Below are 23812 nucleotides of genomic sequence, written 5' to 3'. Positions count from 1 at the left end.
AAACGCCCCTTCTTTTATCGAACTGAGTTGATTAAGCCCAGCATTTGGTCTCCCAATGTAATCGTGCGGCTGTTCAGCTGGTAAGAACGCTGCGACACGATTAAGTCGGTCATTTCCTTAGACATATCGACATTTGAATTTTCAAGCGCCCCCTGCTCCATGCCGATCCCCTGCCGGTTTGCGCCGGTCAGCTCTTCAATCGCTGAAGCTCCCGCACCGTTTACGGAAAACAGATTATCCCCTTCCGCATGAAGCGCCTGAGGATTATTGACATTGACGATGCCGAGATTAAACGTCTGAGAACGGGTCCCTGCCTGGTCTGAAGCTGTCAGGGTTCCGGTTTTGCTGATTTTCAGCTTAGTCAGCGAGCTGTCAATTTGGATGGGCTGACCGTTCTCATCGAGGATGGGATTGCCTCCCGCCGTCATCAGCTGCAGAACCCGGTTATTTCCGCCGGCCGGCTTGAGGGTGAGTGAGCCGTCCCTTGTATACACCCGCCGTCCGTCCGCTTCTGCCTGGAGATATTGATATGGTGATGTGAACGCGATATCAAGATCACGGTCGGTTTTTTTGATGCTTCCCTGCCCTGAATCCAGCTGCGGCGTCATCATCGCTCCGGCGCCGAGACGCAGGCCGGGCGGTGTTTTCCGCATGTTCGGCGAATTTTCCTTTTTATCATCTATTTGATCATACTGCTGCCTGATCAGCTCGGAAAAGCGGGAGTCCCTCGCTTTATAGCCTGTCGTATCACTGTTTGAAAGGTTGCTGCTGACTGTATCCATCTGCTGCTGAAGCTGGTTTAAGGCTGTTGAAGCCGTCAGCATTGATCTGAGCATCATAATTGAACGTCCCCCATTTTATTACACTTTGCCGATTTCATTTGCGGCTTTATCCATGCTTTTATCGTAAGCCTGAATGACTTTCTGATTGGCTTCAAATGATCTGTATGCTTCCGTCATTTCTGTATACGTGCTTGTCACGTCCACGTTTGAAAGCTCCGAGACGCCTTGTTTTAAGGTATACGAGACTTGGGGATTCGCCGCCGCACTCGGCAGTTCAGAGCCGTCGGCCGTGCTGTATAGGTCATTGCCGTCCCGTTTCAGATTGCGCACGTCTTCTTCCATTCTGATGTCAATCTGTCCCGCCGGCCGGCCGTTTGTTGTGACCGTGCCGTTTTCTGATACGGTGAATTTTTCATTGTCGACTGTAATCGGCTGTCCGTTTGTTGATAAAACAAGGTTTCCGTTTATCGTAAGCTGATTGTTTTCATTTAATGAGAAAGTGCTGCTTTTTGAATAGCGGACGCCGCCCGCAGTCTGAACCGGATAAAACAGCTCGGCGTTTTCATTCGTTTTGGCATTCTTGGGAACCTGATTCTCCATAAGCGCGATATCCGTCGGCCGATCGGTCGTTTTCAGGCTTCCCTGCGTGAACAATGGTTTCAGCTCCTGCATGTACACGCCTGTGTTGACGGAACCGATTTTCGTTTTTTTGTCGCCTTCTATTCGGCTCAAAAGCATTTCGGGAAAGGCGCGGATTGAACCTTGATCTTCTTTGTACCCTGATGTATTCGCGTTTGCGATATTATTTGACAGCATTTCCGTTCTTCTCTGCTGTGTAATCATTGCGGACGTTGCGGTATATAATCCTTTTAACAAGTCTTCCACCTCTGAAATAGCATGATTTCCAGTTGTCTAACCGGAACATTTGTTCTATAATGAAGATCAGCATTTTTTCTTATTATCGGATTTACATTCCCTTTCGTGAAGGGTTTTACAGAAAAAACCTCATTCTTTTTCAAGAATGAGGTTTTATGATCAGCTCAGTTTGCGTTTTGGAAGCTTGTCCATGTTATCAAGCATGACGCCGGTTCCGACCGCAACACAATCCATCGGATTCTCAGCGACAAGAACAGGCACCTTCAGTTCTTCGGCAAGAAGCTGGTCAAGTCCGTTTAAAAGCGCTCCCCCGCCGGTAATGATGACGCCGCGGTCGATGATATCAGCGGACAATTCAGGCGGTGTTCTTTCAAGAACCTGCTTGGCGGCCTGCACAATGACGGCAACTGATTCACGAAGGGCTTCTTCCACTTCTTTGCTGTTTACTGTAATCGTTCTCGGCAGACCGGAAACCATGTCACGGCCGCGAATGGTGATTTCTTCATGACGTGCGTCTGGGAAAACCGTTGCGACCTTCACCTTAATATCTTCAGCGGTACGCTCACCGATCAGCAGCTTGTACTCGCGTTTGATATAATTTAAGATTTCCATGTCAAACTTGTCCCCAGCCATCTTAATAGAAGAGGAGGTGACAATATCGCCCATAGAAATAACTGCGATATCCGTCGTACCGCCTCCGATGTCAACAACCATGTTACCGCTCGGCTGGAAGATTTCCATACCTGCGCCGATAGCGGCAACTTTCGGTTCTTCTTCAAGGTACACATGCTTTCCGCCGCTTTTTTCTGCGGCTTCTTTAATCGCTTTTTGCTCAACGGACGTAATATTCGTCGGGCAGCAGATCAGCATACGCGGTTTTGAGAAAAGTCCTTTTACATTCAGTTTATTAATGAAGTGTTTCAGCATGGCTTCTGTTACTTCGAAGTCTGCGATTACGCCGTCTTTCAGCGGACGGATCGCAACAATGTTCCCAGGTGTACGTCCAACCATTCGTCTGGCTTCTTCGCCGACCGCCAGCACTTTGCCACTGTTTTTATCAAGCGCCACAACGGACGGCTCATTCAGAACAATTCCTTTTCCTTTTACATGGATCAGTACATTTGCAGTACCGAGGTCAATTCCAATATCCCTTGCAAACATCTATTTATATCCTCCTTGATATCTGTTTCACAGTAAAATATCCACATTGTGCCCTAATTATATATATTATCATAATTTATCAAAAAAAAGCTGCTGAACGAGATAAGTTCTTGACAAAATTTTGCGGATATTCGCGAAACCGCCAGGAGGAAAAAAAGGGAGCCGGCAGACGTCAGACGCTACGGCTGCTGAACGGGCTCCCCTTCTAGAATTTCATCTTTTTTGTACTTTAATTTCGTCGCCTCTCCCCCTCTTAAATGTCTGATGGATTTATGATAATCGAGTATTTCTTTTACTTCATTCGCCAAGTCAGGATTGATTTCAGGCAGGCGCTCTGTCAGATCTTTGTGTACGGTACTTTTGGAAACACCAAACTCTTTCGCAATGACACGAACGGTTTTTTTCGTCTCCACGATATACTTACCAATCTTGATTGTTCGCTCTTTGATGTAATCGTGCACACCACTCGACCTCCCCAGTTGGATGTGAGAAGTGTGAAATGAGATCCGTATTCTGTAACAGATTCACTGATGATGCAGCTTCTTTGTTGTCCGATTATATAAGAAGGTTTTTGAAATATGCCCACGATCCCTCACCTCAAACACTCTCTTTGATAGGTTTGTAACAGTGTATTAGCAATGAATTGGGAATATGCTAAAAACTCAATAAGGACAAGGGACGGATCGCAATTTTCTGCTTTTTGAACGAGGGGCTTTACATCCGCGCGATCCTGCTGTAGAATGAAACAGCGCAATTAGTTACTTAGGTAAGTTTTTTGAAAAGGAGAACGGAAATGATCCCCGTCAACAGACGCCTCATTCATCAAATCAATCAATGCGCCCGCCTGATTACGAAGAAAGCCAATGAGCGGCTGGAACCATTCGGCCTGTACTCCTCTCAATGGTCAATCCTATATTGCTTGAAAACGATCGGACCGATGACCCAAAAAGAAATCTGGTCCTATCTGAATGTGGAGGCGCCGACCGTTACCAGAACGATCAAACGCCTTGAAGAAAACGGCTGGATTCAGCGGGAACAGGGAGAAGACAAGCGGGAAAAGCTCGTCGTCTTGACGAAGGAAGCTGAATTGAAATACGACTGCATCAATCAAGAGATGCTGAAGTTCGAGGAAGACATGCTTGCGGATTTCCAAGATGGAGATAAGGAAGCTTTTTCTGAGTTTCTGAATGTGTTTTTAACGAAATAAAAAAGAAAGGGAAGTGCTGTACTTTTGAGTAAATCTGACTCGATCTGGACCAAAGATTTTATTATGGTCGTACTCGTGAATTTATTTGTCTTTGTGTTCTTTTATACATTTTTGGCCGTGCTGCCTATTTATATGATTCAGGAGCTTGGCGGCAGTGAATCGCAAGGAGGGCTTTTGATCAGCCTGTTCCTGTTATCTGCTATTATTACCCGTCCTTTTTCAGGGTCGATTATTGAACGGTTCGGCAAGAAAAGAATGACGATTGTATCTCTGGCGCTGTTCGCCCTGTCTTCTTATCTGTATTTGCCGATACACAATTTCTATCTGCTGCTCGGACTGCGTTTTTTCCAAGGCATCTGGTTCAGCATTTTAACGACGGTCACGGGTGCAATTGCCGCTGACCTTATTCCCGCCAAGCGGCGCGGCGAGGGACTCGGTTATTTCGCGATGTCTATGAACCTTGCCATGGCGATCGGTCCGTTTCTCGGGCTGAGCCTTGTGAAAGTCATTTCATTCCCGGTTTTCTTTACGATTTTCGCCGTGTTTGTTTCTTTAGGCTTGTTAATTGCTTTCATGATTCGCGTGCCGGATCAACACAACAGCGGAACGACTGTCTTCCGTTTTTCTTTCTCCGACATGTTTGAAAAAGGCGCGCTTAAAATCGCGATTGTCGGGTTGTCCATTTCTTTCTGTTATTCAAGTGTGACTTCATATTTATCTGTTTATGCAAAGACGATCCATCTGTTGGATGTCAGCGGCTATTTCTTCGTTTGTTTCGCCGTGACGATGATGGCAGCCCGTCCTTTCACAGGAAAGCTGTTTGACAAAATCGGGCCGGGAATTGTCATCTACCCGTCGATTATCGTGTTTTCCGCAGGGCTTTGCATGCTGGCAATGACAAACAGCGCCCTCATGCTTCTCTTATCAGGCGCCGTCATCGGTCTCGGCTACGGCTCTATCGTACCGTGTATGCAGACTTTGGCGATTCAGAACTCGCCCGGACACCGTTCAGGCTTCGCAACGGCTACCTTCTTCACTTTCTTTGACAGCGGGATTGCCGGCGGGTCCTATGTATTCGGCCTCTTCGTTGCTTCGGCCGGATTCCATTCGATTTATCTGGCAGCGGGGCTGTTCGTCCTGATTGCTTTACTTCTGTATGGCTGGAGCCAGAAAAAAAGAACGCCGCTTGAAGCGGACGGAAACGTTTCAATCGCAGACTGATATGACAAAAAGCCGGGGGCATCCCCCCGGCTTTTTTTATTCTGCCGCTCTTTCCCGCACCATTTGTCCCGCCGCTTTCGCATAAGGCGGATGGAAATACATAAGCGCTGTATAACCGAGACATGACACAATCACACCCGCGAACCAGGAAATATCGTAGATGCCGGCGAACGCCGGGACGTACATCCCGATTAAGGAAATAAACGCGCCGAGAAAGGTCGCGGCAAAAGCCCGGTAATTATAGCCTTTGTAATAAGTGTACTGTCCGTTTTCCGAATAAAGGTCTTCAACTGAAAGCTGTCTTTTTCTGATGAGAAAATAATCAGCCATCATCACCCCGGCCACCGGTCCGAGCATCCCGCCGATGAGTCCGAGAAACGCATATACATTCGTGGCGCTCTCCATCAGCTTCCACGGTATTGTGAACAGGGCCAGAACGGCGGTCAAATACCCTCCCCTTCTGAACGTAATATATTTAGGCAGGGCATTCGCCAAGTCATAGGCCGGTGACACGATGTTTGCCGCCACATTGACCGAGACGGCGGCGATGCAGAGTGTGATGACCGAAAGAGCGATAACGAAAGGATTATCAAACCGGGCCAAAATCTCCACCACATCCCAAATTGGTTTCCCGAATGCAACCTGTGATCCGGATGTCACTGTAATGCTTGCAAACGCAAACAGGGCAAACGTTCCCGGCAGGCCGTAAAACTGGCCGCGGATCTGTTCTTTTTGCGACGCGGCGAACCGGGTGAAGTCAGGAATATTCAGAATCAATGTCGCCCATATTCCGATAATGCCCGTTACTCCCGCCGCAAACGGCCAAAACGTTTCAGAAAAGGTATGAAATTTTCCTGGATGCGAGTAAATCGGACCGAGCCCGCCGGCAATATCTATCGCCCACCAGACCATGCCGCCGAATACGAGATAAACAAGCGGTCCCGCCCACACTTCAAATTTTTTGATCGATTCCATGCCGTGCCTCAGCACAAGCAGATGAATGCCCCAAAAGAAAATAAACGACAGAAAGCCCGACAGATGAAGCCCGAATATATTCCAATCTCCGCCGAGGCTTCCCCAGCCCGGCCATATGTTCAGCAGCAGAATGTTTAAAGCCGTGCTCCCGGCAAATGTTTGAATTCCGAGCCACATAATGGCCGTAAACGCCCGGAGAAGCGCCGGAATGTTTGCGCCGTATATTCCGTAAGAAGCCCTGATGATGACCGGAAAGGGAAGCCCGTATTTCGTTCCGGCATGTCCGTTTAAGGCGAGAGCGGCGAATAAAATGAGTGATGCTGTCACGATAATGGCGAGCACCTGCCATGGAGAAAGGCCGATCGCAATGAGCCCGCCTACAGTCGCATAGGTCGGGATGTTATGAATGCAGCCCATCCAGATAGATGCAAAATTCACCGCTTTCCATGTCCGTTCTCCTTCTTCTAAAGGCAGTAAATCTTTGTTGCTGAGCCGATCATTCGTTGGTTTTTTCATCTTCACCCTCCTGTATGTACGGTTTCCTCACATATCATGTTAAAGAATATAACTGAAAATTCCGTAAATAACATTGGGCGCTATCGACAATTTTCGTTTTGATTTTTGAGCACATTGCACATAAAAAAAGAGACGGGAAGTACCCGTCTCTTTTTGATGCGGCTGTTAAGAGGCCTTTTTGAGAAGAACCGAAAACCGGAACGCCATCAAAAGGCTTACGACGCCGACAATGATAAGAATCGTGCCGAGCATATGAAAATGGCCGGCGGTTATTTCTTTTCCGAAAAGAATGCCCAAAATGACGGAAGATAAAATCGAACCGAGATACCGGCAGGTCTGAAACAGGCCGGACGTTGTTCCGACCATGTCGGCTGGACTTGTTTTCAGCATGGCCGCCTGAAACGTCACATTGCCGAAGCCGTAACCGACACCCAGGACGGACAGAATCAGCCCCTTACCTATCATAGGCGCCTGAAGGAAGAAGAACGTTAACAGCACCGCCCCGATCGCAGTCAGGCAGGTTCCGGCAACAATCGGCTGAAGAACCCCTTTTTTATCTATCCATTTTCCGGTCAAAGGCGACACCAGGATGCTCATGCCTGACATAAACAGCATAATCATTCCGCTTGTCTGGACGGACAAATGCATTTCATCCTGAAAATAGCTCGGAAGTCCGAAAAAGATGCAGTAAAAGAATATATTCAGCAGAATAAATTGAATATACACCGACGATAGTTTCCGATGCGTTTTAAACAGCCTGACATCAATAAAAGGCTTCTCCGTTTTCAGCTCGCGCCAGATAAACAGCCCGACAAACAAAAGCCCGAATACGCCTTCTGTATAGTGAGGCTTCGTACTGAAGGACAACAAAAATGACAAAAGCAGAATAATCGCCCCGGCAAACAGGAGTATCCCGATCGTATCAAGCTGGCGGAGCACGGCTTTCAAGCCGCCGATCTCGCGCTTTTCATCTTTCGGAAACATATACATCCCGAGAAAAAAGCTGAGAATGATAAACGGCAGATTGACGAAAAAGATCGCGGGCCACCCTCCCCAAACGATCAGAAAACCGCCGAGCGTCGGACCGAGCGCCGTCATAGCTGATGCAAAGATCGACAGGACGGCAAGCGCCGACGCCTGCTTCTCCTGTATATTCGAACGGATCAACCCGACGCCGGACGGATATATCGCGCTGCTTCCGATCGATTGAAACAGTCTCATCATTAACAACGTCATGAAAGTCGGCGCAAACGGCGCGCCGACGGCCGAGACGGCAACAAGCAGAAGCCCGATCAAAAACAGCTTCTTCCTGCCGAGCATATCACCGAGCTTTCCGGTAACAGGCTGCGCCACCGCACTGGCCAGATAAAAGGACGATATCAGCCAGGACACCGTTGTAAACGACAGGTGAAATTCATGCTGAATACTGTGAAGCGCAAGAGAAATCATCGACGAGTTCAATGGGTTCAGCATCGTCCCCGAAGCCACGGCTGTCAAAAACAGAACGCGGCTTTTTTTGGAGATTGTCATTTTGTCTGTGCGATAAATTCTTCCGTCGTCCGGCTTCTGCCGATTCTCGGGAAGATAAACTTGAGTGTCGCTTCGTGCTGTTCATCGCTGAACGTCGCCATCGCGTCAGTCACGAAAACTTGCTGATACCCGAGCTGAAAAGCTTCCCGCGCCGTGCTTTCCACACCGATGTTTGTCGCAATCCCGCATAATACAATCGTGTCGATTCCCCGTCTTCTGAGCTGAAGATCCAGATCCGTGCCGAAAAACGCGCCCCACTGCCGTTTTGTCACCGTATAATCATCTTCTTTCACTCCGATTTCAGGCACAAATTCAGCCCAATCCGCCGCCGGAGCCGAATGGCCCGCCGCCCCTTCATCCGTCAGCGGCTTCAGCGCATCAGCCCCGTCATGAAAATCAACGTTCACAAAGCTGATAAAACCGCCTTTTTCCCGGAACACATCAATTAATTTTTTCGCGTTTGGCACAACGGCCCCGCTTTTATCCATCGGCACAATGCCTTTTTGTAAATCAATAAGGACCAAAGCCGTTTTTTCAAATTGCAGATTCAAAGATGTTGTCATATTCAATTCCTCCTGATGCAGTTAGTGTTTCTCACCCCGATTATTTTACTCTTTCCCGGACAGGATTTCTTCTTCCGTGCTCCGATGCTCTTTTTATGGATATAAAGTCACATGACGTTCATTTGAAAAGCGACATGATGAACGCAAAAAACCATGTCAGATAACCTTACACGAAAATGTTTTATCATTCTTTTTTCTCTATAATAATGAATTAATCACAATTACATTCTGAATGAGACGGAGGAATACAACATGCAGATGGGCGATACAGTATTTATGTTCTTTTGCGCTTTACTCGTGTGGCTGATGACCCCCGGGCTGGCTTTATTTTACGGCGGAATGGTAAAAAGCAAAAATGTGCTCAGCACGGCGATGCACAGTTTTTCTTCCATTGCCATCGTATCCGTCGTTTGGGTTTTGTACGGATATTCACTTGCTTTTGCTCCCGGCAATACATGGCTTGGCGGCATTGAATGGGCGGGGCTGAAGGGAATCGGTTTTGACCCCGGAAGCTACAGTGATACGATCCCGCATTCATTGTTCATGATGTTCCAAATGACATTTGCAGTCCTGACGACGGCGATTATTTCCGGAGCATTCGCTGAACGCATGAGATTCAGTGCTTTTCTTTTATTTTCCTTTTTGTGGGTTTCCCTCGTATATACACCCGTTGCGCACTGGGTATGGGGCGGCGGCTGGATCGGCCAAATGGGCGCCCTTGATTTCGCGGGCGGAAATGTTGTTCACATCTCTTCCGGAGTTGCCGGGCTCGTTCTGGCGATTGTCCTCGGGAAACGCAAGGACGGCACGGCGGCTTCTCCTCACAACTTAATTTATACGTTCTTGGGCGGGGCGCTCATTTGGTTCGGATGGTTCGGCTTCAATGTCGGCAGCGCCCTGACGCTTGACAGTATCGCGATGTTTGCTTTCATTAATACAAACACCGCAGCTGCGGCCGGAATTATCGGCTGGATTTTAATCGAATGGATGCTGAACAAGAAACCGACTATGCTGGGTGCTGTATCAGGCGCTATCGCCGGACTTGTCGCCATTACGCCGGCTGCCGGGTTCGTTACGCCGTTTTCTTCCATCGTGATCGGTTTTATCGGCGGGCTTGTCTGCTTTTGGGGCGTGTATTGGCTCAAAAAGACTTTCGGATACGATGATGCGCTTGACGCTTTCGGCCTGCATGGAATCGGCGGGACATGGGGCGGCATCGCGACCGGTTTATTCGCCACCACTTCCGTCAATGACGGCGGGGCAAACGGGCTGTTTTACGGCGATCCGGGACTGCTTTGGAAACAGATTGCGGCCATTGCGGCAACCTATGTATTTGTATTTATTGTCACTTTCGTTATCATTAAAATTGTAGGTCTGTTCATTCCCCTCCGCGCCAGTGAAGAAGAAGAATCACTCGGGCTTGATTTAACGATGCATGGGGAAAAAGCATATCAGGACTTATAAAGTGAGGAGTGACTTAGATGAGCGGTCAAATGTTCAAGGTAGAAATCGTTACGCGTCCGGCTAAGTTTGAAACATTGAAGCAGGAACTCGGTAAAATCGGAGTCACATCGCTGACTTTCTCCAACGTACACGGCTGCGGCCTTCAAAAAGCCCACACCGAACTGTACCGCGGAGTCAAAATTGAAAGCAATGTGTATGAACGGCTGAAAGTGGAAATCGTTGTCAGCAAGGTCCCCGTTGATCAAGTGGTGGAAACGGCGAAAAAAGTGCTGAAAACGGGAGAGCCCGGCGACGGCAAAATATTTGTCTATGAAATCGGAAATACGATTAATATCCGCACCGGAGAAGAAGGACCAGGAGCTTTATAAACATACAGAACGCCCGGAGACAGCATGTCCCGGGCGTTTTTTTTCGTGCTTCATTAAAAAGAAGAAGCCTTTTTTTCATGCAGGACAGGCCGCTTATGCCGTACGGTTTGTTTTTTTGAATATGTACTGATATTGACCAGTATGCCGCACAAAAACAGCGTCATAATCAATGAAGAACCGCCGTAGCTGATAAACGGAAGCGGCACACCTGTAACCGGGAGGAGTCCGCTCATCGCTCCCAAATTCAATACAACCTGAAACATCAATTGGAACGTAATTCCGATGGCGAGAAGCTTCCCGAACGGATCATCAGCACGCATGGCTGTTTTTACGCCGAGAAGCATTAACGCGAAATATAATCCCAAAACGATCAGAACACCGAATATCCCCAGTTCTTCGCTGATCACAGCCATAATGAAGTCAGTGTGCGCCTCAGGCAGGTAATTCATTTTTTCAACACTGTTCCCAAGGCCTCTTCCGAAAAATCCGCCTCCGGAAATGGCGAAATAAGATTGAATCAGCTGATAGCCGTCCCCGTTCGCGTCACCAAACGGATTGGTAAAGGAAACAAGGCGCTTCACACGATAGGAAGCGGAAAATGCGAGATAAACGACTCCCGACACCGCCGTCGCGCCGAGCACGAGCAAATGGCGCTTTTTCAAGCCGGCACATAATAAAATTGACCCGCACGCCGCCAGAATTAAGGAAGCCGTTCCTAAATCAGGCTCCGCCAATGTCAGCAGAAAAGCCGTTCCCAAAATGACTAAAGGCGGCAGAACCCCCTTCACAAATTGATGAATGTACGGCTGCTTTTTCGTGTAAATCGCAGCGAAATACAAAATCATCGCGATCTTCGCCAATTCAGACGGCTGTATGACAAGCGGCCCCGCTCCCAGCCATCTGCGGGAAAAATTCCGCTCCAGCCCGATTCCCGGTATCAATACGAGCAGCAGCAACACCAGTGATCCGACCACAAACAGCGGTACAAGCCGGGCATAGCGCTTATACGGCAGACAGGCTGCAAATAAAAATAAGCATATTCCGATCAGCAAAGAGGTTCTCTGTTTATGGAAGAAATAGGATGGATCTCCGTATCGCTGAGACCCCATCACATCACTGGCGCTGTACACCATTAACAAACCGAATCCGCAAAGCAGCATGATGACAAACACAAGCGGCAGATCGGCGTTTTTCAAACGTTTCAGCAACGGACAAAACTCCTTCGGCTATTCTTTTCCCTCATACTTGACGCACAGTAATACAGTCACGTTTCATTCTGTTTACTTTTTTATAATTATTTTTAATACCAATTGTGTCTCATAGAAAAAAGCATTACACTGTTCATATAAAATAAAGATAAAAGGTGATATTTGTGAATTACGAACTATTTAAAGCGATCAATGGTTTGTCGCACCATAGTGCCATTCTCGACTCTATCATGGTATTTATAACGGAATACGCCATTTACGCCTACGCCCTTTTCCTGCTTTCCATGTGGCTGTTTGGAAACACAAAAGGCAGACAAAACGCCCTGTACGCGGGCTTCACGGGTGTTGCGGCGCTTATCATCAACTACCTCATCACGAAAGTCTATGTCGAGCCGCGCCCCTTTGTCGATCATACGGTTCATACGCTGATCCCTCATGCCGCGGATGCTTCTTTTCCGAGTGACCATACGACAGGCGCTTTGGCCATTTCAATTGCGATTCTGTTCCGCAACAAAAAACTCGGCTGGCCGCTGGTGATTTTCGGCCTTTTGACCGGCTTCTCAAGAATTTGGGTCGGCCACCATTATCCGATTGATGTACTCGGAAGCATTATCGTTTCCCTCGTTGTCGGATTCCTGCTGTTCAGATTTTCAAATGTGCTTCGTCCGATTGTCGACCTGATCGTGCGAATCTACGAAAGTATCGTTCATAAAAACAAATCGACAAACCATCATATATAAAAAAGCCGGCGTCTTTCACAGACTGCCGGTTTTTGTATGTTTGGCGCTATGTTTTTACGGTCGCCCTGCCGCACAACTCCTTCAGCTGCAGCCAAGGCGCGTTCCGTTGTCTGCCTTGGTCACGAAAAACCCAGCATCATATCAGGAATAACAACAAGATATAAGTGAGAGAAAAACATCATTTGTTTATAATAAAAGTGATTTAAGTTTTGCATAAATATTCTAGTGGAAGGAGCTAGTTTAAAATGAGAGAAGAAAATCAATTTAAAAATGAAACCTTAGGTCAAAGAAAAAGGAGAGAGATTAGAGAAAAACAACGAGCCAGAGAGAAGTCTCCTGAAGCTATAGAGAAAAAGAAGAGATTGAAACAGGAAGAACTGTATTCGATGAATAATGTACGACAAACACTTAGCAAGAGTAGCGAAAAAACAAGAAAAAGATTCGCACAAAAAGGAAAGTATACAACAGGTACTAGTAAGGAACAAAAAAAATGGGAACAAAAAAGAAAAGATAAGTACAATCAACGAGTGTGGAAAGGATGGAGGGAAAAAGATGATGATCAAGCGGCTCCTGTTACTACATACACTATAGAAGAATTAGAGAAACTAAAATAATGACTTGCGGAAGCTGTAGTAGTGGTGTACTTCTGATTGCTTCGTAAAAATGGAGCATTCTCACTTTTTTCCTTTGTAAAACACAGAATACAGCAATGCCGAGACTGTCAATCAGCACATCACGGAGGCAGCCGTTTCTGCCGAAAAAGAGCTGGACGATTTCTGACAGGAAGGCGGCGGCCAATGCATAGAGCACCGCCCTCTTCATGCGTCTGCGCTCTCTGAAAAACAAACAGGTGAGCACAAAAAAGGAAAACGCGTGCCCGAGCTTTTGAATCGCCGCTTCAGGTACGGTGAGCTCCGCCATATCGAACACAAAGAAACCGGATGCATCCGGATGGGGCGTGAAACGGAAGGCCATCGTCTTCGTCACAATCATATCGTGAAAGCTTTCAGTCAAAGCAGAAATGAAAATAAAGACGAGCCATCCTGCCGCCAGACATTTATTCATTCAGCATCTCCCTCGTTTTCTATTAGTATAAAGGCATATGAGGCAAAATGAAAAGCGCCTATCAGAGCTGATAGGCGCTTAGGGATCACAGTTACTTGCCTGAATCTTTCATTGAACCGTCATCTTTACCATCTGTCTTGTCTTTTGTGCCGTCTTCTTTACCGCCGGGTTTTTCCTCGGTTTCTTGTTTAGGCGTCACATCTTTTTTCTCGGAAGACTGCTGAATGGACCCTTCCGTTTCTTCTGTTACAGCGTTTTTCTCTTCAGCTGCCGCTTTTTCAATAGATGTTACCGGTTTGTCCATAAAGTTCAGCGGATTCATTGCTACGCCGTCTTTGCGGATTTCAAAGTGTACGTGATTTCCGCTTTCTTCACTGTAAAGGTTTTTTCCTGATTTTCCGATAACCTGGTTCTGCTTCACTTTGTCGCCCTGATCAACGCTGACTTCAGATAGAGACTGATAGACAGTAGACAGGCCGTCTGAGTGTTCAATTTCAACCACATATCCCAGTACCGGATCTTTAGCAGCTTTCACAACCGTACCGCTCAGAGAAGCGGAAACGTCAAATGATTTTCCGTCTTTCTCAGCTAAGTCAATTCCTTTACTTAGGCTGTACGTGTTATTATAGTTAACAAGTGCTGCTTCTTTCTCTTTTTTTGCGGCATTCGTTTCATAAAACTTTTTCACAACAGAAACATTTTCAGAATGAGCAGCCGGCATTGCGACGTTTTCCATTGACTTTCCTACTTCGACGGCATCGTCTTTGCCGCTGTCATACGCGGAGTTTCCGCCGTTATTCGTCAGATTGTCCTTCACATCATTTGAAACGGATTGATACCAAAGGACAGCTGTTAAAATGACGGCCGCACTGACTAAGTAAATTGCAGGGAATATCCAGCGTTTGCGAAAGAATCGCTGAAGTTTTTTGACTTGAGAAGTTTTCTTTTCTTCCTCTCTCATTTGTTCATCACCTCAGCAACATTCTGAACACTTTTCTGAAAATATATACACATCATAAAAAAACTTTTTTGAAGTAGTATGTGCAGATTGCTCATAATTATGTAATGAAATGTGAAGGGAGATCCCGGAATATGAATTTGACCCTGCGCAAAGCCGTATTGGAAGATTTAGATGCGGTTGTGGCTATATACAACTCGACGATCGCCTCAAGGATGGTCACGGCTGATACGGAAGAAGTGACGCCCGAAGACCGGATGGATTGGTTTTTGCGGCACACGGACAGGCGCCCGCTGATGGTCGCGGAAGATGAAAACGGAAAAGTGGCGGCCTGGATCAGCTTCGAAACGTTTTACGGCCGTCCGGCCTATGACAAAACGGCGGAGATCAGTATTTATCTGCACCAGGATTGCCGGGGCAAAGGAGCGGGAAGCTTTCTGCTGAAAGAAGCCCTTGAGATGGCTCCGAAGATCGGCATCCGTAATCTGATGGCTTTTATCTTCGGCCATAATGTGCCGAGCATTAAGCTGTTTGAAAAATTCGGTTTTACCGAATGGGGCGTATTCCCGGGTATCGCCGAAATGGACGGAAAACGATATGACTTGAACATTTTAGGGAGAGAACTGTCATGATCAGCATCGATAAAGAAGAAAAAGACGGTAACCAGCCGCTCAATAAAAAAGCCCGTTCCCTTGCCGACATCGCCAAATGGGGAAAGATCACCGCCGTATTTCTGATCATCACGGGCTCTCTTTCCGCTCTGTCAGCCATTGTGACGCTGCTCGGAGCCATACCGGGTGTTTTGCTCATCATTTCCGGCGTCATGCTGATGCGCTCGGCAAAAGCCGCAGCCGCCCTTCAGGAAGAATCAGAAGAAAACGCGGAAGAAAATATGCTCGAACATTACGCATCCTTTATCAAAATGCAGTTTTTTTACGCGGTATCGAGTGTGGCATTGGGCATTATCGCTTTTATTTTATTCGTCATTTTCGCTGTCATCGGAATTGTGGCTTACCACAGCACTAATACGTATGACGCGCCTGATTCATATTACTATGAGAACACCCTGTGTTTGAATGACAAAAAGAGCTGATCGCGCGTCAGCTCTTTTTTAATACAGCATCTCTTTTTTTCGATCTTCTTCTGTTAAGAATTCAATAAAGCTTTTCATCGCAGACGGCTCCTCCGCTACCAATCGGGTATAGGCGCTTTTCCGTTCCTCGGACAGAATATTGCTTTTTCTGATTCTGTTCAGCATATACAGGCGGATCGTTTTTTGCACCTGTTTCCGCTGGTAGCCGGCTTCTTTAAAAAACGCAAGACCCAGAGCCGCAAGGAGTGCAAAAATGCCGGCCGACACGAGAGCTCCTCTCCCGGAAGGAGCCTGAATCAAAAGCGATGCCAGATGAAACAGACTAAAAGCGGCGAGCGGGAAAGCGAGAAAACGGTAAATGATGCTTTTTTTCATCAGCGGTGCGATGGCGATTTGTATTTTCTGAATTTCTTTTTTTATGAATCCCGGCAATTGTTCCGCATGTTCCAGCTTCATACCCTCTCCCCTTTGCTGTCATTTTTGTCTTCTTTTTCATATATGCTTATTCTACCGCACCCGGAACTTTCTTTGAAAGAAAACTGCATCCATCTTTGATTCCGGCTCTTTATTCTTTTAAATTGTCAATGTTATAATTTGAAATGGGAATCAGATTGCTGCACTTGTCGGAATACTAATGGGCACAGTCTTGATAAATATGATATAGCGGGGTTGCAAAGTGAGCATTTCATTTATTTTATTCGGATTTTTTTTCGTTTTAAATATACTTTTGGCCGTCATCATGATTTTCAAAGAAAGACGCGACGCCAGCGCTTCATGGGCCTGGCTCTTGGTTCTTTTTTTTATTCCCATTTTAGGGTTTATTTTATACCTGTTATTCGGCCATAACCTGAGACGCAAGCACCTGTTTCAATGGGAAGACCGTAAAAAGATCGGGATTGAAAAGCTGCTGAAGTCTCAGCTGAAAGATCTGAAGTCGAGGCAATTCCAATTTAACAACAGGGCGACCGTGGATAATAAAGATCTCATCTATATGCTTGTCATGAACAACCACGCGGTTTTTACAGAGGATAATTCGGTTGAGATTTTAACGGACGGGCGCGATAAGTTCAAACGTTTAATGCAGGACATTTCCAACGCAAAAGATCACATTCACCTTCAATACTATATTTATAAAGGTGATGAGCTGGGAAAAAAATTGCGTGACGCCTTAGTAAAAAAAGCACAGGAAGGCGTAAAGGTCAGAGTGTTATATGATGAACTCGGTTCACGATCACTCAGAAAAAAATTCTTCAAGCCGCTGCGGGACGCCGGCGGCCATGTGGAAGTCTTCTTTCCTTCCAGGCTTCGGCCGATTAATTTGCGGCTCAATTATCGGAATCACCGCAAGCTCGTGATTATTGACGGCGAAACCGGCTATGTCGGCGGCTTTAACGTCGGAGATGAATATCTCGGCCTGAATCCGAAATTCGGCTATTGGCGGGATACGCACCTCAGGCTTCAAGGTACGGCGGTACATGCCATTCAGACACGGTTTATCCTCGATTGGAACCAAGCCTCCCATCACCATACGCTCACTTACGTTCCGAATCATTTTCCGGAATGCGAGCCGAAGGGCAATGTCGGGATGCAGATTGTCACAAGCGGACCGGATTCAGAATGGGAACAAATTAAAAACGGCTATATTAAGATGATCTCAACGGCGAAACGGTCGATCCTGATTCAGACGCCTTACTTTATTCCTGACTCCAGTCTTCTAGACGCCCTCAGGATAGCCTGTCTGTCAGGCATCGACGTCAAAATCATGATCCCGAACAAACCGGATCACGCTTTCGTTTACTGGGCGACTTTATCTTACATAGGCGATCTTTTGAAAGCCGGGGCCTCGGTCTACATTTACGATAACGGCTTTATTCATGCGAAAACGATTGTCGTCGATGATGAGACGGCTTCGGTCGGTACCGCGAATATCGACGTCAGAAGCTTCAGGCTTAATTTTGAAGTCAACGCCTTTATTTATGACGTCACCATCGCGAAAAAGCTCATTTCCTCATTTAAAGAAGATCTGCTCGTCTCCAGAAAATATACGTATGAAGAATATCAGGAGCGTTCGCTGTGGATCCGCATTAAAGAATCGGTTTCAAGGCTTCTGTCGCCAATTTTGTAATTCCCGGGTGTATCCCGGGAATTTTATCATATAGAAACGGATGCACAGCAGGAAAAAAACACATTTTATATTCAAAAGAATGACCGAATAGTGTATAAATGAAAAGTGAGTATTTTTTTGTAAAGGAGTGCCATGTTTTGAAACCTGAATCAGTGAATCGTTCGCTTATTTCTATTTCGAAATGGGGAAAAGCGACAGGTATTTTATTCATTATTATGGGCGCATTTGCGGCGCTGGGGGGTGCGTTTTTCTTCTTAATCGGAGCCATTCCCGGCGTTTTGCAGATTATTGCCGGCATTTTTCTGATGCGCTCGGCAAAAGAAGCCGGACAGATGGCGGAACAGTTCAATGAACTGACAGAGGAACATATGCTGGAGAATTACGCAAAATTCGTGAAAATGCAGGGGATCTACCTCATTGTAACGATCGGCCTGTCCGTTCTCAGCATCATTCTCTTCATTGTCCTCATGACGTTCGGCATTGTTGACGGTATGTTTGATAACATTGATGCAAATACATATTAAAAATCCCGGCGCGTGAGCCCGGGATTTTTTCTTATACGGCTTGCAGCTCCATTATTGCCTTTTGAAGAGGCTGGCCATTCCTCTGCAGGTATTGGCGATTAAATCCCCTCTTACATCGAATACAAAGTAAAACATGACAGATGACTCCGTCAGATTCAGAAACAAGAATTGTGATTCTGCGAAAAAAGAATAAGGCTATGGCGGAACAGGACCGCCCATAATGTATTTTTTAGGCCTTTGTAATTAAATTACAAATACTCATAATCTTCACTTATGCATTCGTGATATGATATTGAAGGGGCGATCAAAAGCTTTGGCGTTAGTCATTAAGAAGGTTTTAAATCTATACGGGTGCTGCCTCACGTCAAAGTCAGAAAAAATATTATAGGAGGTCACATATGTTTAAATTTAAAAAAAAGTTCTTAGTTGGATTAACGACAGCTTTAATGGGTATTAGCTTGTTTTCGTCAACTGCGTCTGCTGCCGGCACAGACTACTGGCAAAATTGGACTGATGGAGGCGGAATCGTAAACGCTGTCAATGGGTCTGGCGGGAATTACAGTGTCAATTGGTCCAATACCGGAAATTTCGTTGTTGGTAAAGGCTGGACGACAGGTTCCCCATTCAGGACCATAAACTATAATGCCGGAGTTTGGGCGCCGAATGGCAATGGATATTTGACTTTATATGGCTGGACGAGATCACCTCTCATCGAATATTATGTAGTGGATTCATGGGGTACTTACAGACCTACCGGAGCGTATAAAGGTACTGTAAAAAGTGATGGAGGTACATATGACATCTATACAACGACACGTTATAACGCACCTTCCATTGATGGCGATAACACTACTTTTACGCAGTACTGGAGTGTCCGTCAGACAAAGAGACCAACTGGAAGCAACGCTACAATCACTTTCAGCAATCATGTTAACGCATGGAAGAGTCATGGAATGAATCTGGGCAGTAATTGGTCTTACCAAGTCTTAGCGACAGAGGGATACCAAAGCAGCGGGAGTTCTAACGTAACAGTGTGGTAACAGATCATCTTTAATCAGGGGCAGCTAACGGGCTGCTGATCGTTCCTTGAGAAATTTTAAAATCAATATGATTGTGAGTGCTAAGAGGCGACGGTCTTTTAGTTGGACTCCAAATATGGAGCCAAAACCGCAGCCTCTTGATCTTTTACGTTTGATACATGTCTCCGATGGCTGTCATTTCATGCCTGCGTTCCTTCGCTTCTATCATAAAGGCTCTTCCCGCTTTTCCTCCTTATTATCTGTAACCATTTTCATTACACTTGTGACGGCATGAACCCATCTCTTTTTAACAAAAGAGATGATTCATTACATCATAAAGAGATTTGTTCGCCAGTTCATTCTCCATTGCCCGCTGTACGCTTCCGAACGTCTCATCAAGCGCGTGCTGAATATTTTTGCCGACCGGACAGTCCGGATTCGGATTGTCGTGAACCGCAAAAAGCTCTTCCTTATTTTGTACCGCCCTGTAAACCTCTAAGAGGGTAATCTCCGACGGATCTTTTTTCAGGCTGGCTCCCGCAACACCTGCCCGGGATGTCAGAAGACCTGCTTTTTTCAGCTGGCTGATCGTTCTCCGCACTACGACGGGATTGGTGTTTACGCTGTCCGCAATCATATCTGACGATGCCCGTTCATCCGTTGAGATCAGCGAAAGAATGTGAATGGCCACAGCAAGACGGCTGTTAATCATGTTTTTCACCACCGGTGTAACCACTATGGTTACATTTCATTTGTTTTTCAATTATTAATATACACTAAAATACGCGGCAGGATGAAATCAAGTTGACAATTGAGGTGTAAATAGGCCGGCGGAAACCGGCCGGAGAGGGATTAAAATAAGAAATAACGCTGTCCGAGCGGAACATAGCTGACAGGCTGGCATGCCAGTTCTTCACCGTCGGCGAACACCTGATAGGTTTTCGGATCGACTTGTATATTCGGCATCGCGTCATTCAGCTTCATGTCGAGCTTACTCAGCTTGCGGATATTCCGTACGGGGGAAATCATTTTTTCAAGCCCGAGCTTTTCCGGTACGCCGTTTGCGATACCGGCCTGGGACATAAATGTAATAGACGTATTGCGGTTTGCTTTCCCGTAGGATGCGTACATCTGGCGCATAAACACAGGCTCAGGCGTCGGAATGGAAGCATTCGGGTCTCCCATCTGGGCGCGGGCGATCATGCCCCCTTTGAGCACAAGTTCAGGTTTGACGCCGAAGAAAACCGGATCCCACAATACGAGGTCAGCGAGCTTTCCTTTTTCAACGGAACCGACTTCATGACTCAGGCCGTGAGTGACGGCAGGATTGATCGTGTATTTGGCGACATAGCGTTTGGCGCGCACATTATCATTGCCGCTTTCTCCTGAAAGAGCGCCCCGCTGCTTCTTCATTTTATCGGCAACCTGCCATGTCCGGATAATCACTTCTCCCACCCTGCCCATCGCCTGCGAGTCAGATGATGTCATGCTGATCGCGCCGATATCGTGCAGAATATCCTCCGCCGCGATGGTGGCCGCTCTGATGCGTGAATGACTGAACGCCACGTCTTCAGGGACTTTTGAATCTAAATGATGGCAGACCATCATCATATCAAGATGCTCGTCCATCGTGTTGACCGTATACGGAATCGTCGGCGTCGTAGAGGACGGCAGAATATTGGCGTAAGAAGCGAGTTTCATAATATCCGGTGCATGGCCTCCGCCGGCTCCCTCTATGTGATATGTATGGATAACCCGGTCGCCGATCGCATCAAGCGTATTTTCTAAAAAGCCCGCTTCATTAATCGTGTCTGTGTGGATTGCCACCTGAATATCCGCCTCATCCGCGACTTCCATGCATGCTTTAATGGCGCTTGGCGTTGATCCCCAATCTTCATGCAGCTTCAGGCCGATCGCGCCGGCTTCTGTCTGTTCAATGAGAGGCGCTTTATCAGAGGCATTCCCTTTCCCTAAAAAGCCGACATTGATCGGAAACTGCTCAGCCGCCTCCAGCATTCTCGCCATGTACCATGCGCCGGATGTACAGGTCGTCGCTTTACTTCCCGTCGCAGGGCCCGTTCCGCCGCCCAGAAGCGTGGTCACGCCTGAAGAAAGCGCGACTTCCATCTGCTGCGGGCAGATGAAGTGGATGTGCGTATCAACGCCGCCGGCCGTTACGATTTTTCCTTCGCCGGAAATGACTTCTGTTCCGGCGCCGATGACCATGTGCGGGTCCACCCCATCCATAATATCCGGGTTCCCGCTTTTCCCGACACCGACAATCCGGCCGTCCTTCACCCCGATATCCGCCTTGACGATCCCTGTGTAATCCAGAACGACGGCATTTGTAATGACCAGGTCAAGCGCCCCGTCTTTCCCGGTGATACGCCCGTTTTGCCCCATGCCGTCCCGGATTGTTTTTCCTCCGCCGAATATCATTTCTTCTCCGTAATTCGTGAAGTCTTTTTCGACTTCAATCCATAAATCCGTATCTCCGAGTCTGACTTTGTCTCCCGTTGTCGGTCCGAACAGTTCTGCGTATTGCTCACGTGACATTTTCATCGGATCGCTTCCTCCATCCATCCGGCTTTTTTAAGATTCGACAGAGTCTTTTCTTTTCCCCGCTCATCCATATACGTATCGGCCATGCCGTTCAGGCCTCTGACCGTTTTTCGTCCTCCGATTTCCACGAGTGTGACGGTTTTCTCTTCTCCCGGTTCAAAACGGACTGAGGTGCCTGACGGGATGTCAAGACGCATGCCGATTGCTTTCTCCCGATTGAAGGACAGGGCGCCGTTGGCTTCCGCAAAATGAAAATGCGACCCTACCTGCACTGACCGCGTTCCATGATTGGTGACTGATACCTCCAGCGTCTTTCGGCCTTCGTTAATGGTGATGGTCCCCTTTGCGACTTGAATGGCTCCCGGCTTCATGACTTCACCTCCGCTTTGATGGGCTGATGAACGGTGACAAGCTTGACCCCGTCCGGAAACGTCGCTTCCACCTGAATGCTGTCCAGCATTTCCGGAACGCCTTCCATAACGTCTTTTTCCGTCAATACGCTGCGGCCGGATTCCATCAGCTCAGCAACACTTTTTCCGTCTCTGGCGCCTTCCATCAGGTAACAGGTCAAATATGCGGCAGCTTCAGGATAATTCAGCAGAACGCCGCGCTCTTTCCGCTGTTTTGCGAGCTCTCCCGCTGTGAAAATAAGCAATTTTTCTTGTTCAACCGGTGTCAGTTTCATCTGTATTCCCCCTTAGTGATAGTCAAACGCAATCCACATGGTCATACCGAGACGATGCAGGCGGTTACCACCCCCTTCACCTCATGAAATGTTAAGTGATAAAAAGTATTCGACGGTGAACGGCCTGATTCCTTTTGCAGAAATTCCAGATTTCTTATTTTTTTAAAACAAACGTTTAATCAAATGTGAAGAGAGATCACATTCTTTGTGAATATTATAAAGAAATTATCGTAAAATTTATAGAATATTTAAAAAGTTAGTGAATATTAACCAAACGAACTGGAATTTTTGTCATTTCTCATAACAAAAAGCCCAAAATATTTTGGGCTTTTGCTTTGTTTCGATATCAAATTAATCGTCACTGAGTTTATCTTTCGTTTCGCCGACACCCTTTTGCAGGCTGCCTTTCGCTTTGTCCTTCTTCCCTTCCGCTTTTAAGTCGGACTTGTTTGCCATGTCACCTGCTTTGTCCTTCGCTTCCCCTTTCATTTTGTTCATGCCGCCTTTTACTTTGTCTTTTAACCCGTTATCTTGACTCATATCTCTTCAGCTCCTTTTTTGTTCTGTGTACTTGTTTTCTTCCCTTTCAGCATTATCGCAAACATGTAAACTCTCAATTATTGATTTCACAGCGCTCCCCGTAGCGGAGCACTTTGTAAACGGCCAATCCGTCTGACAGCTTATTATCCCCGTGTTTGACCGGCAGAAGGGCAAAGAATACATAATACGTTGAAAAATAGACAAATTGGTAAAAAAATAAATTTGGCTCGAGAACATCTTTCATGATCAGCAGATTTATTATAAAAATAGAAGCGAGATTAAACAGACAGCCTCCGGAATAGACGAGCGCGCTCGTCAGACGGTTATCTATCCGCAATTCGCCGAATTGGCAAAAAGAATCTATAAAGTAGATACGCCGCACCTGAATCGGCCCCACTTTTAAAAAACGTTTCCCCATACCGATATCCAATGACGCTTTGCCTCCGAACAGCATCGCCATAAAGCTGTGGCCTGACACATGGATGACAGACACCATCGGTAAAATGATGAGAAAGGATACGAAAAACTTTATCATATCATTAAATCCGAACAACAAATCCCTCCTTTCAATCGTCCGTTTTTCCCTCTTTTGCGATTTTTCCGATTTCTTCAACGCTCAAACCTCATAAT

The 23812-nt window shown here is 46.7% G+C and carries 27 protein-coding genes and 1 pseudogene; 11 read left to right on the top strand and 17 right to left on the bottom strand.

What is annotated here, in order from left to right; all coding sequences use genetic code 11:
- Positions 1–14: 14 nt before the first annotated feature.
- The 4 genes from Y79_RS0110760 to spoIIID all read right to left on the bottom strand — a co-directional run bounded on the left by Y79_RS0110760 (position 15) and on the right by spoIIID (position 3280).
- Positions 15–836 (bottom strand): flagellar hook-basal body protein, encoded by an 822-nt coding sequence (locus tag Y79_RS0110760; RefSeq protein ID WP_029575297.1) that lies wholly within the window; start codon positions 834–836, stop codon positions 15–17.
- A 24-nt stretch (positions 837–860) separates the two neighbouring features.
- Positions 861–1658 carry a flagellar hook-basal body protein gene (locus Y79_RS0110755; RefSeq protein WP_016937681.1) on the bottom strand — a complete coding sequence of 266 codons (798 nt, stop codon included), beginning with the start codon at positions 1656–1658 and terminating at the stop codon, positions 861–863.
- Positions 1659–1817: 159 nt separating this feature from the next.
- On the bottom strand, positions 1818–2819 hold the full coding sequence (mbl, locus tag Y79_RS0110750; protein ID WP_016937680.1) for a cell shape-determining protein Mbl: 1002 nt from the start codon (positions 2817–2819) through the stop codon (positions 1818–1820).
- Between the two features lie 179 nt (positions 2820–2998).
- Positions 2999–3280, bottom strand: a complete 282-nt coding sequence (gene spoIIID / locus Y79_RS0110745) for a sporulation transcriptional regulator SpoIIID (protein ID WP_003151236.1) — start codon at positions 3278–3280, stop codon at positions 2999–3001.
- Between the two features lie 332 nt (positions 3281–3612).
- Between spoIIID and Y79_RS0110740 the strand changes: the two genes are divergently transcribed.
- Both Y79_RS0110740 and Y79_RS0110735 read left to right on the top strand, forming a co-directional pair.
- Positions 3613–4026: a MarR family winged helix-turn-helix transcriptional regulator gene (locus Y79_RS0110740; RefSeq protein ID WP_016937679.1), complete on the top strand. Its 414-nt coding sequence runs from the start codon at positions 3613–3615 to the stop codon at positions 4024–4026.
- Between the two features lie 24 nt (positions 4027–4050).
- Complete coding sequence (locus tag Y79_RS0110735; RefSeq protein WP_016937678.1) at positions 4051–5247, top strand: MFS transporter; 1197 nt, start codon at positions 4051–4053, stop codon at positions 5245–5247.
- Between the two features lie 36 nt (positions 5248–5283).
- On the opposite strand, the gene Y79_RS0110730 is transcribed toward Y79_RS0110735, so the two are convergent.
- The 3 genes from Y79_RS0110730 to Y79_RS0110720 all read right to left on the bottom strand — a co-directional run bounded on the left by Y79_RS0110730 (position 5284) and on the right by Y79_RS0110720 (position 8831).
- The gene (locus Y79_RS0110730; protein WP_016937677.1) at positions 5284–6738 is read right to left on the bottom strand and encodes an NCS1 family nucleobase:cation symporter-1; all 1455 of its coding nucleotides are present in this window, start codon (positions 6736–6738) and stop codon (positions 5284–5286) included.
- Positions 6739–6903: 165 nt separating this feature from the next.
- On the bottom strand, positions 6904–8268 hold the full coding sequence (locus Y79_RS0110725; RefSeq protein WP_016937676.1) for an MFS transporter: 1365 nt from the start codon (positions 8266–8268) through the stop codon (positions 6904–6906).
- Positions 8265–8831, bottom strand: a complete 567-nt coding sequence (locus Y79_RS0110720; protein WP_016937675.1) for an isochorismatase family protein — start codon at positions 8829–8831, stop codon at positions 8265–8267. Before Y79_RS0110720 ends, Y79_RS0110725 begins: the two co-directional genes overlap by 4 nt.
- 252 nt (positions 8832–9083) lie before the next feature.
- Here Y79_RS0110720 and Y79_RS0110715 point away from each other — a divergent pair, with 252 nt between their 5' ends.
- The gene (locus Y79_RS0110715; RefSeq protein WP_016937674.1) at positions 9084–10295 is read left to right on the top strand and encodes an ammonium transporter; all 1212 of its coding nucleotides are present in this window, start codon (positions 9084–9086) and stop codon (positions 10293–10295) included.
- 17 nt (positions 10296–10312) lie between these two features.
- Entirely contained in the window at positions 10313–10663 is a 351-nt protein-coding gene (locus Y79_RS0110710) for a P-II family nitrogen regulator (protein ID WP_003151222.1), read from the top strand.
- A gap of 53 nt (positions 10664–10716) precedes the next feature.
- Here Y79_RS0110710 and ftsW read toward each other — a convergent pair whose 3' ends face one another.
- Positions 10717–11871 carry a putative lipid II flippase FtsW gene (gene ftsW, locus Y79_RS0110705; protein ID WP_016937673.1) on the bottom strand — a complete coding sequence of 385 codons (1155 nt, stop codon included), beginning with the start codon at positions 11869–11871 and terminating at the stop codon, positions 10717–10719.
- 164 nt (positions 11872–12035) lie between these two features.
- Here ftsW and Y79_RS0110700 point away from each other — a divergent pair, with 164 nt between their 5' ends.
- Both Y79_RS0110700 and Y79_RS01000000120125 read left to right on the top strand, forming a co-directional pair.
- Positions 12036–12611, top strand: a complete 576-nt coding sequence (locus tag Y79_RS0110700) for an undecaprenyl-diphosphatase (RefSeq protein ID WP_016937672.1) — start codon at positions 12036–12038, stop codon at positions 12609–12611.
- Positions 12612–12856: 245 nt separating this feature from the next.
- Positions 12857–13225: a hypothetical protein gene (locus Y79_RS01000000120125; RefSeq protein ID WP_016937671.1), complete on the top strand. Its 369-nt coding sequence runs from the start codon at positions 12857–12859 to the stop codon at positions 13223–13225.
- Here Y79_RS01000000120125 and Y79_RS0110690 read toward each other — a convergent pair.
- Both Y79_RS0110690 and Y79_RS0110685 read right to left on the bottom strand, forming a co-directional pair.
- Positions 13197–13676, bottom strand: a complete 480-nt coding sequence (locus Y79_RS0110690; protein ID WP_016937670.1) for a VanZ family protein — start codon at positions 13674–13676, stop codon at positions 13197–13199. The genes Y79_RS01000000120125 and Y79_RS0110690 overlap by 29 nt on opposite strands.
- Before the next feature lie 91 nt (positions 13677–13767).
- On the bottom strand, positions 13768–14637 hold the full coding sequence (locus Y79_RS0110685) for a stage II sporulation protein SpoIIQ (RefSeq protein ID WP_016937669.1): 870 nt from the start codon (positions 14635–14637) through the stop codon (positions 13768–13770).
- Positions 14638–14774: 137 nt separating this feature from the next.
- Between Y79_RS0110685 and Y79_RS0110680 the strand changes: the two genes are divergently transcribed.
- Together Y79_RS0110680 and Y79_RS0110675 are read left to right on the top strand one after the other, a co-directional pair.
- Positions 14775–15266, top strand: coding sequence for a GNAT family N-acetyltransferase (locus tag Y79_RS0110680; RefSeq protein ID WP_095241277.1), 492 nt, complete (start codon positions 14775–14777; stop codon positions 15264–15266).
- Positions 15263–15714: pseudogene (locus tag Y79_RS0110675) on the top strand (DUF5362 family protein). The gene Y79_RS0110680 and the pseudogene Y79_RS0110675 overlap by 4 nt, the downstream one beginning before the upstream one ends.
- Positions 15715–15745: 31 nt before the next feature.
- Here Y79_RS0110675 and Y79_RS0110670 read toward each other — a convergent pair.
- Positions 15746–16183: a DUF5392 family protein gene (locus Y79_RS0110670; RefSeq protein ID WP_016937666.1), complete on the bottom strand. Its 438-nt coding sequence runs from the start codon at positions 16181–16183 to the stop codon at positions 15746–15748.
- A 220-nt stretch (positions 16184–16403) separates the two neighbouring features.
- On the opposite strand from Y79_RS0110670, the gene cls reads away from it, so the two are divergent.
- The 3 genes from cls (at position 16404) to xynA (ending at position 19416) form a co-directional block, all read left to right on the top strand.
- Entirely contained in the window at positions 16404–17852 is a 1449-nt protein-coding gene (cls, locus tag Y79_RS0110665) for a cardiolipin synthase (protein WP_016937665.1), read from the top strand.
- A 137-nt stretch (positions 17853–17989) separates the two neighbouring features.
- Positions 17990–18376 (top strand): DUF5362 family protein, encoded by a 387-nt coding sequence (locus tag Y79_RS0110660; RefSeq protein ID WP_016937664.1) that lies wholly within the window; start codon positions 17990–17992, stop codon positions 18374–18376.
- A gap of 398 nt (positions 18377–18774) precedes the next feature.
- The gene (gene xynA / locus Y79_RS0110655; RefSeq protein WP_016937663.1) at positions 18775–19416 is read left to right on the top strand and encodes an endo-1,4-beta-xylanase XynA; all 642 of its coding nucleotides are present in this window, start codon (positions 18775–18777) and stop codon (positions 19414–19416) included.
- Positions 19417–19702: 286 nt separating this feature from the next.
- Here xynA and Y79_RS0110650 read toward each other — a convergent pair whose 3' ends face one another.
- The 6 genes from Y79_RS0110650 to Y79_RS0110625 form a co-directional block, all read right to left on the bottom strand.
- Entirely contained in the window at positions 19703–20107 is a 405-nt protein-coding gene (locus Y79_RS0110650; RefSeq protein WP_016937662.1) for an Rrf2 family transcriptional regulator, read from the bottom strand.
- A gap of 140 nt (positions 20108–20247) precedes the next feature.
- Positions 20248–21957 carry an urease subunit alpha gene (ureC, locus tag Y79_RS0110645; RefSeq protein ID WP_016937661.1) on the bottom strand — a complete coding sequence of 570 codons (1710 nt, stop codon included), beginning with the start codon at positions 21955–21957 and terminating at the stop codon, positions 20248–20250.
- Positions 21954–22328 carry an urease subunit beta gene (gene ureB, locus Y79_RS0110640; protein WP_016937660.1) on the bottom strand — a complete coding sequence of 125 codons (375 nt, stop codon included), beginning with the start codon at positions 22326–22328 and terminating at the stop codon, positions 21954–21956. Before ureB ends, ureC begins: the two co-directional genes overlap by 4 nt.
- Positions 22325–22642, bottom strand: a complete 318-nt coding sequence (gene ureA, locus Y79_RS0110635) for an urease subunit gamma (protein ID WP_016937659.1) — start codon at positions 22640–22642, stop codon at positions 22325–22327. Before ureA ends, ureB begins: the two co-directional genes overlap by 4 nt.
- Before the next feature lie 351 nt (positions 22643–22993).
- Positions 22994–23182: a CsbD family protein gene (locus Y79_RS0110630; RefSeq protein WP_016937658.1), complete on the bottom strand. Its 189-nt coding sequence runs from the start codon at positions 23180–23182 to the stop codon at positions 22994–22996.
- 73 nt (positions 23183–23255) lie between these two features.
- A complete protein-coding gene (locus Y79_RS0110625; protein WP_016937657.1) occupies positions 23256–23735 on the bottom strand; it encodes a hypothetical protein in 480 nt (159 codons plus the stop codon).
- Positions 23736–23812: the final 77 nt, after the last annotated feature.

The organism is Bacillus siamensis KCTC 13613 (assembly GCF_000262045.1).
Taxonomy (GTDB): domain Bacteria; phylum Bacillota; class Bacilli; order Bacillales; family Bacillaceae; genus Bacillus; species Bacillus siamensis.
This window is presented reverse-complemented; position numbering and strand designations above follow the sequence as displayed.

Coding starts and splice junctions, on each gene's coding strand:
- Y79_RS0110685 (WP_016937669.1), bottom strand. CDS start 14,637: ATGAGAGAGGAAGAAAAGAAAACTTCTCAAGTCAAAAAACTTCAGCGA.
- Y79_RS0110650 (WP_016937662.1), bottom strand. CDS start 20,107: ATGATTAACAGCCGTCTTGCTGTGGCCATTCACATTCTTTCGCTGATC.
- Y79_RS0110630 (WP_016937658.1), bottom strand. CDS start 23,182: ATGAGTCAAGATAACGGGTTAAAAGACAAAGTAAAAGGCGGCATGAAC.
- xynA (WP_016937663.1), top strand. CDS start 18,775: ATGTTTAAATTTAAAAAAAAGTTCTTAGTTGGATTAACGACAGCTTTA.
- ureC (WP_016937661.1), bottom strand. CDS start 21,957: ATGAAAATGTCACGTGAGCAATACGCAGAACTGTTCGGACCGACAACG.
- Y79_RS0110690 (WP_016937670.1), bottom strand. CDS start 13,676: ATGAATAAATGTCTGGCGGCAGGATGGCTCGTCTTTATTTTCATTTCT.
- Y79_RS0110710 (WP_003151222.1), top strand. CDS start 10,313: ATGAGCGGTCAAATGTTCAAGGTAGAAATCGTTACGCGTCCGGCTAAG.
- Y79_RS0110740 (WP_016937679.1), top strand. CDS start 3,613: ATGATCCCCGTCAACAGACGCCTCATTCATCAAATCAATCAATGCGCC.
- Y79_RS0110760 (WP_029575297.1), bottom strand. CDS start 836: ATGCTCAGATCAATGCTGACGGCTTCAACAGCCTTAAACCAGCTTCAG.
- Y79_RS0110725 (WP_016937676.1), bottom strand. CDS start 8,268: ATGACAATCTCCAAAAAAAGCCGCGTTCTGTTTTTGACAGCCGTGGCT.
- mbl (WP_016937680.1), bottom strand. CDS start 2,819: ATGTTTGCAAGGGATATTGGAATTGACCTCGGTACTGCAAATGTACTG.
- Y79_RS0110715 (WP_016937674.1), top strand. CDS start 9,084: ATGCAGATGGGCGATACAGTATTTATGTTCTTTTGCGCTTTACTCGTG.
- ureA (WP_016937659.1), bottom strand. CDS start 22,642: ATGAAACTGACACCGGTTGAACAAGAAAAATTGCTTATTTTCACAGCG.
- Y79_RS0110720 (WP_016937675.1), bottom strand. CDS start 8,831: ATGACAACATCTTTGAATCTGCAATTTGAAAAAACGGCTTTGGTCCTT.
- Y79_RS0110670 (WP_016937666.1), bottom strand. CDS start 16,183: ATGAAGCTGGAACATGCGGAACAATTGCCGGGATTCATAAAAAAAGAA.
- Y79_RS0110730 (WP_016937677.1), bottom strand. CDS start 6,738: ATGAAAAAACCAACGAATGATCGGCTCAGCAACAAAGATTTACTGCCT.
- Y79_RS01000000120125 (WP_016937671.1), top strand. CDS start 12,857: ATGAGAGAAGAAAATCAATTTAAAAATGAAACCTTAGGTCAAAGAAAA.
- ureB (WP_016937660.1), bottom strand. CDS start 22,328: ATGAAGCCGGGAGCCATTCAAGTCGCAAAGGGGACCATCACCATTAAC.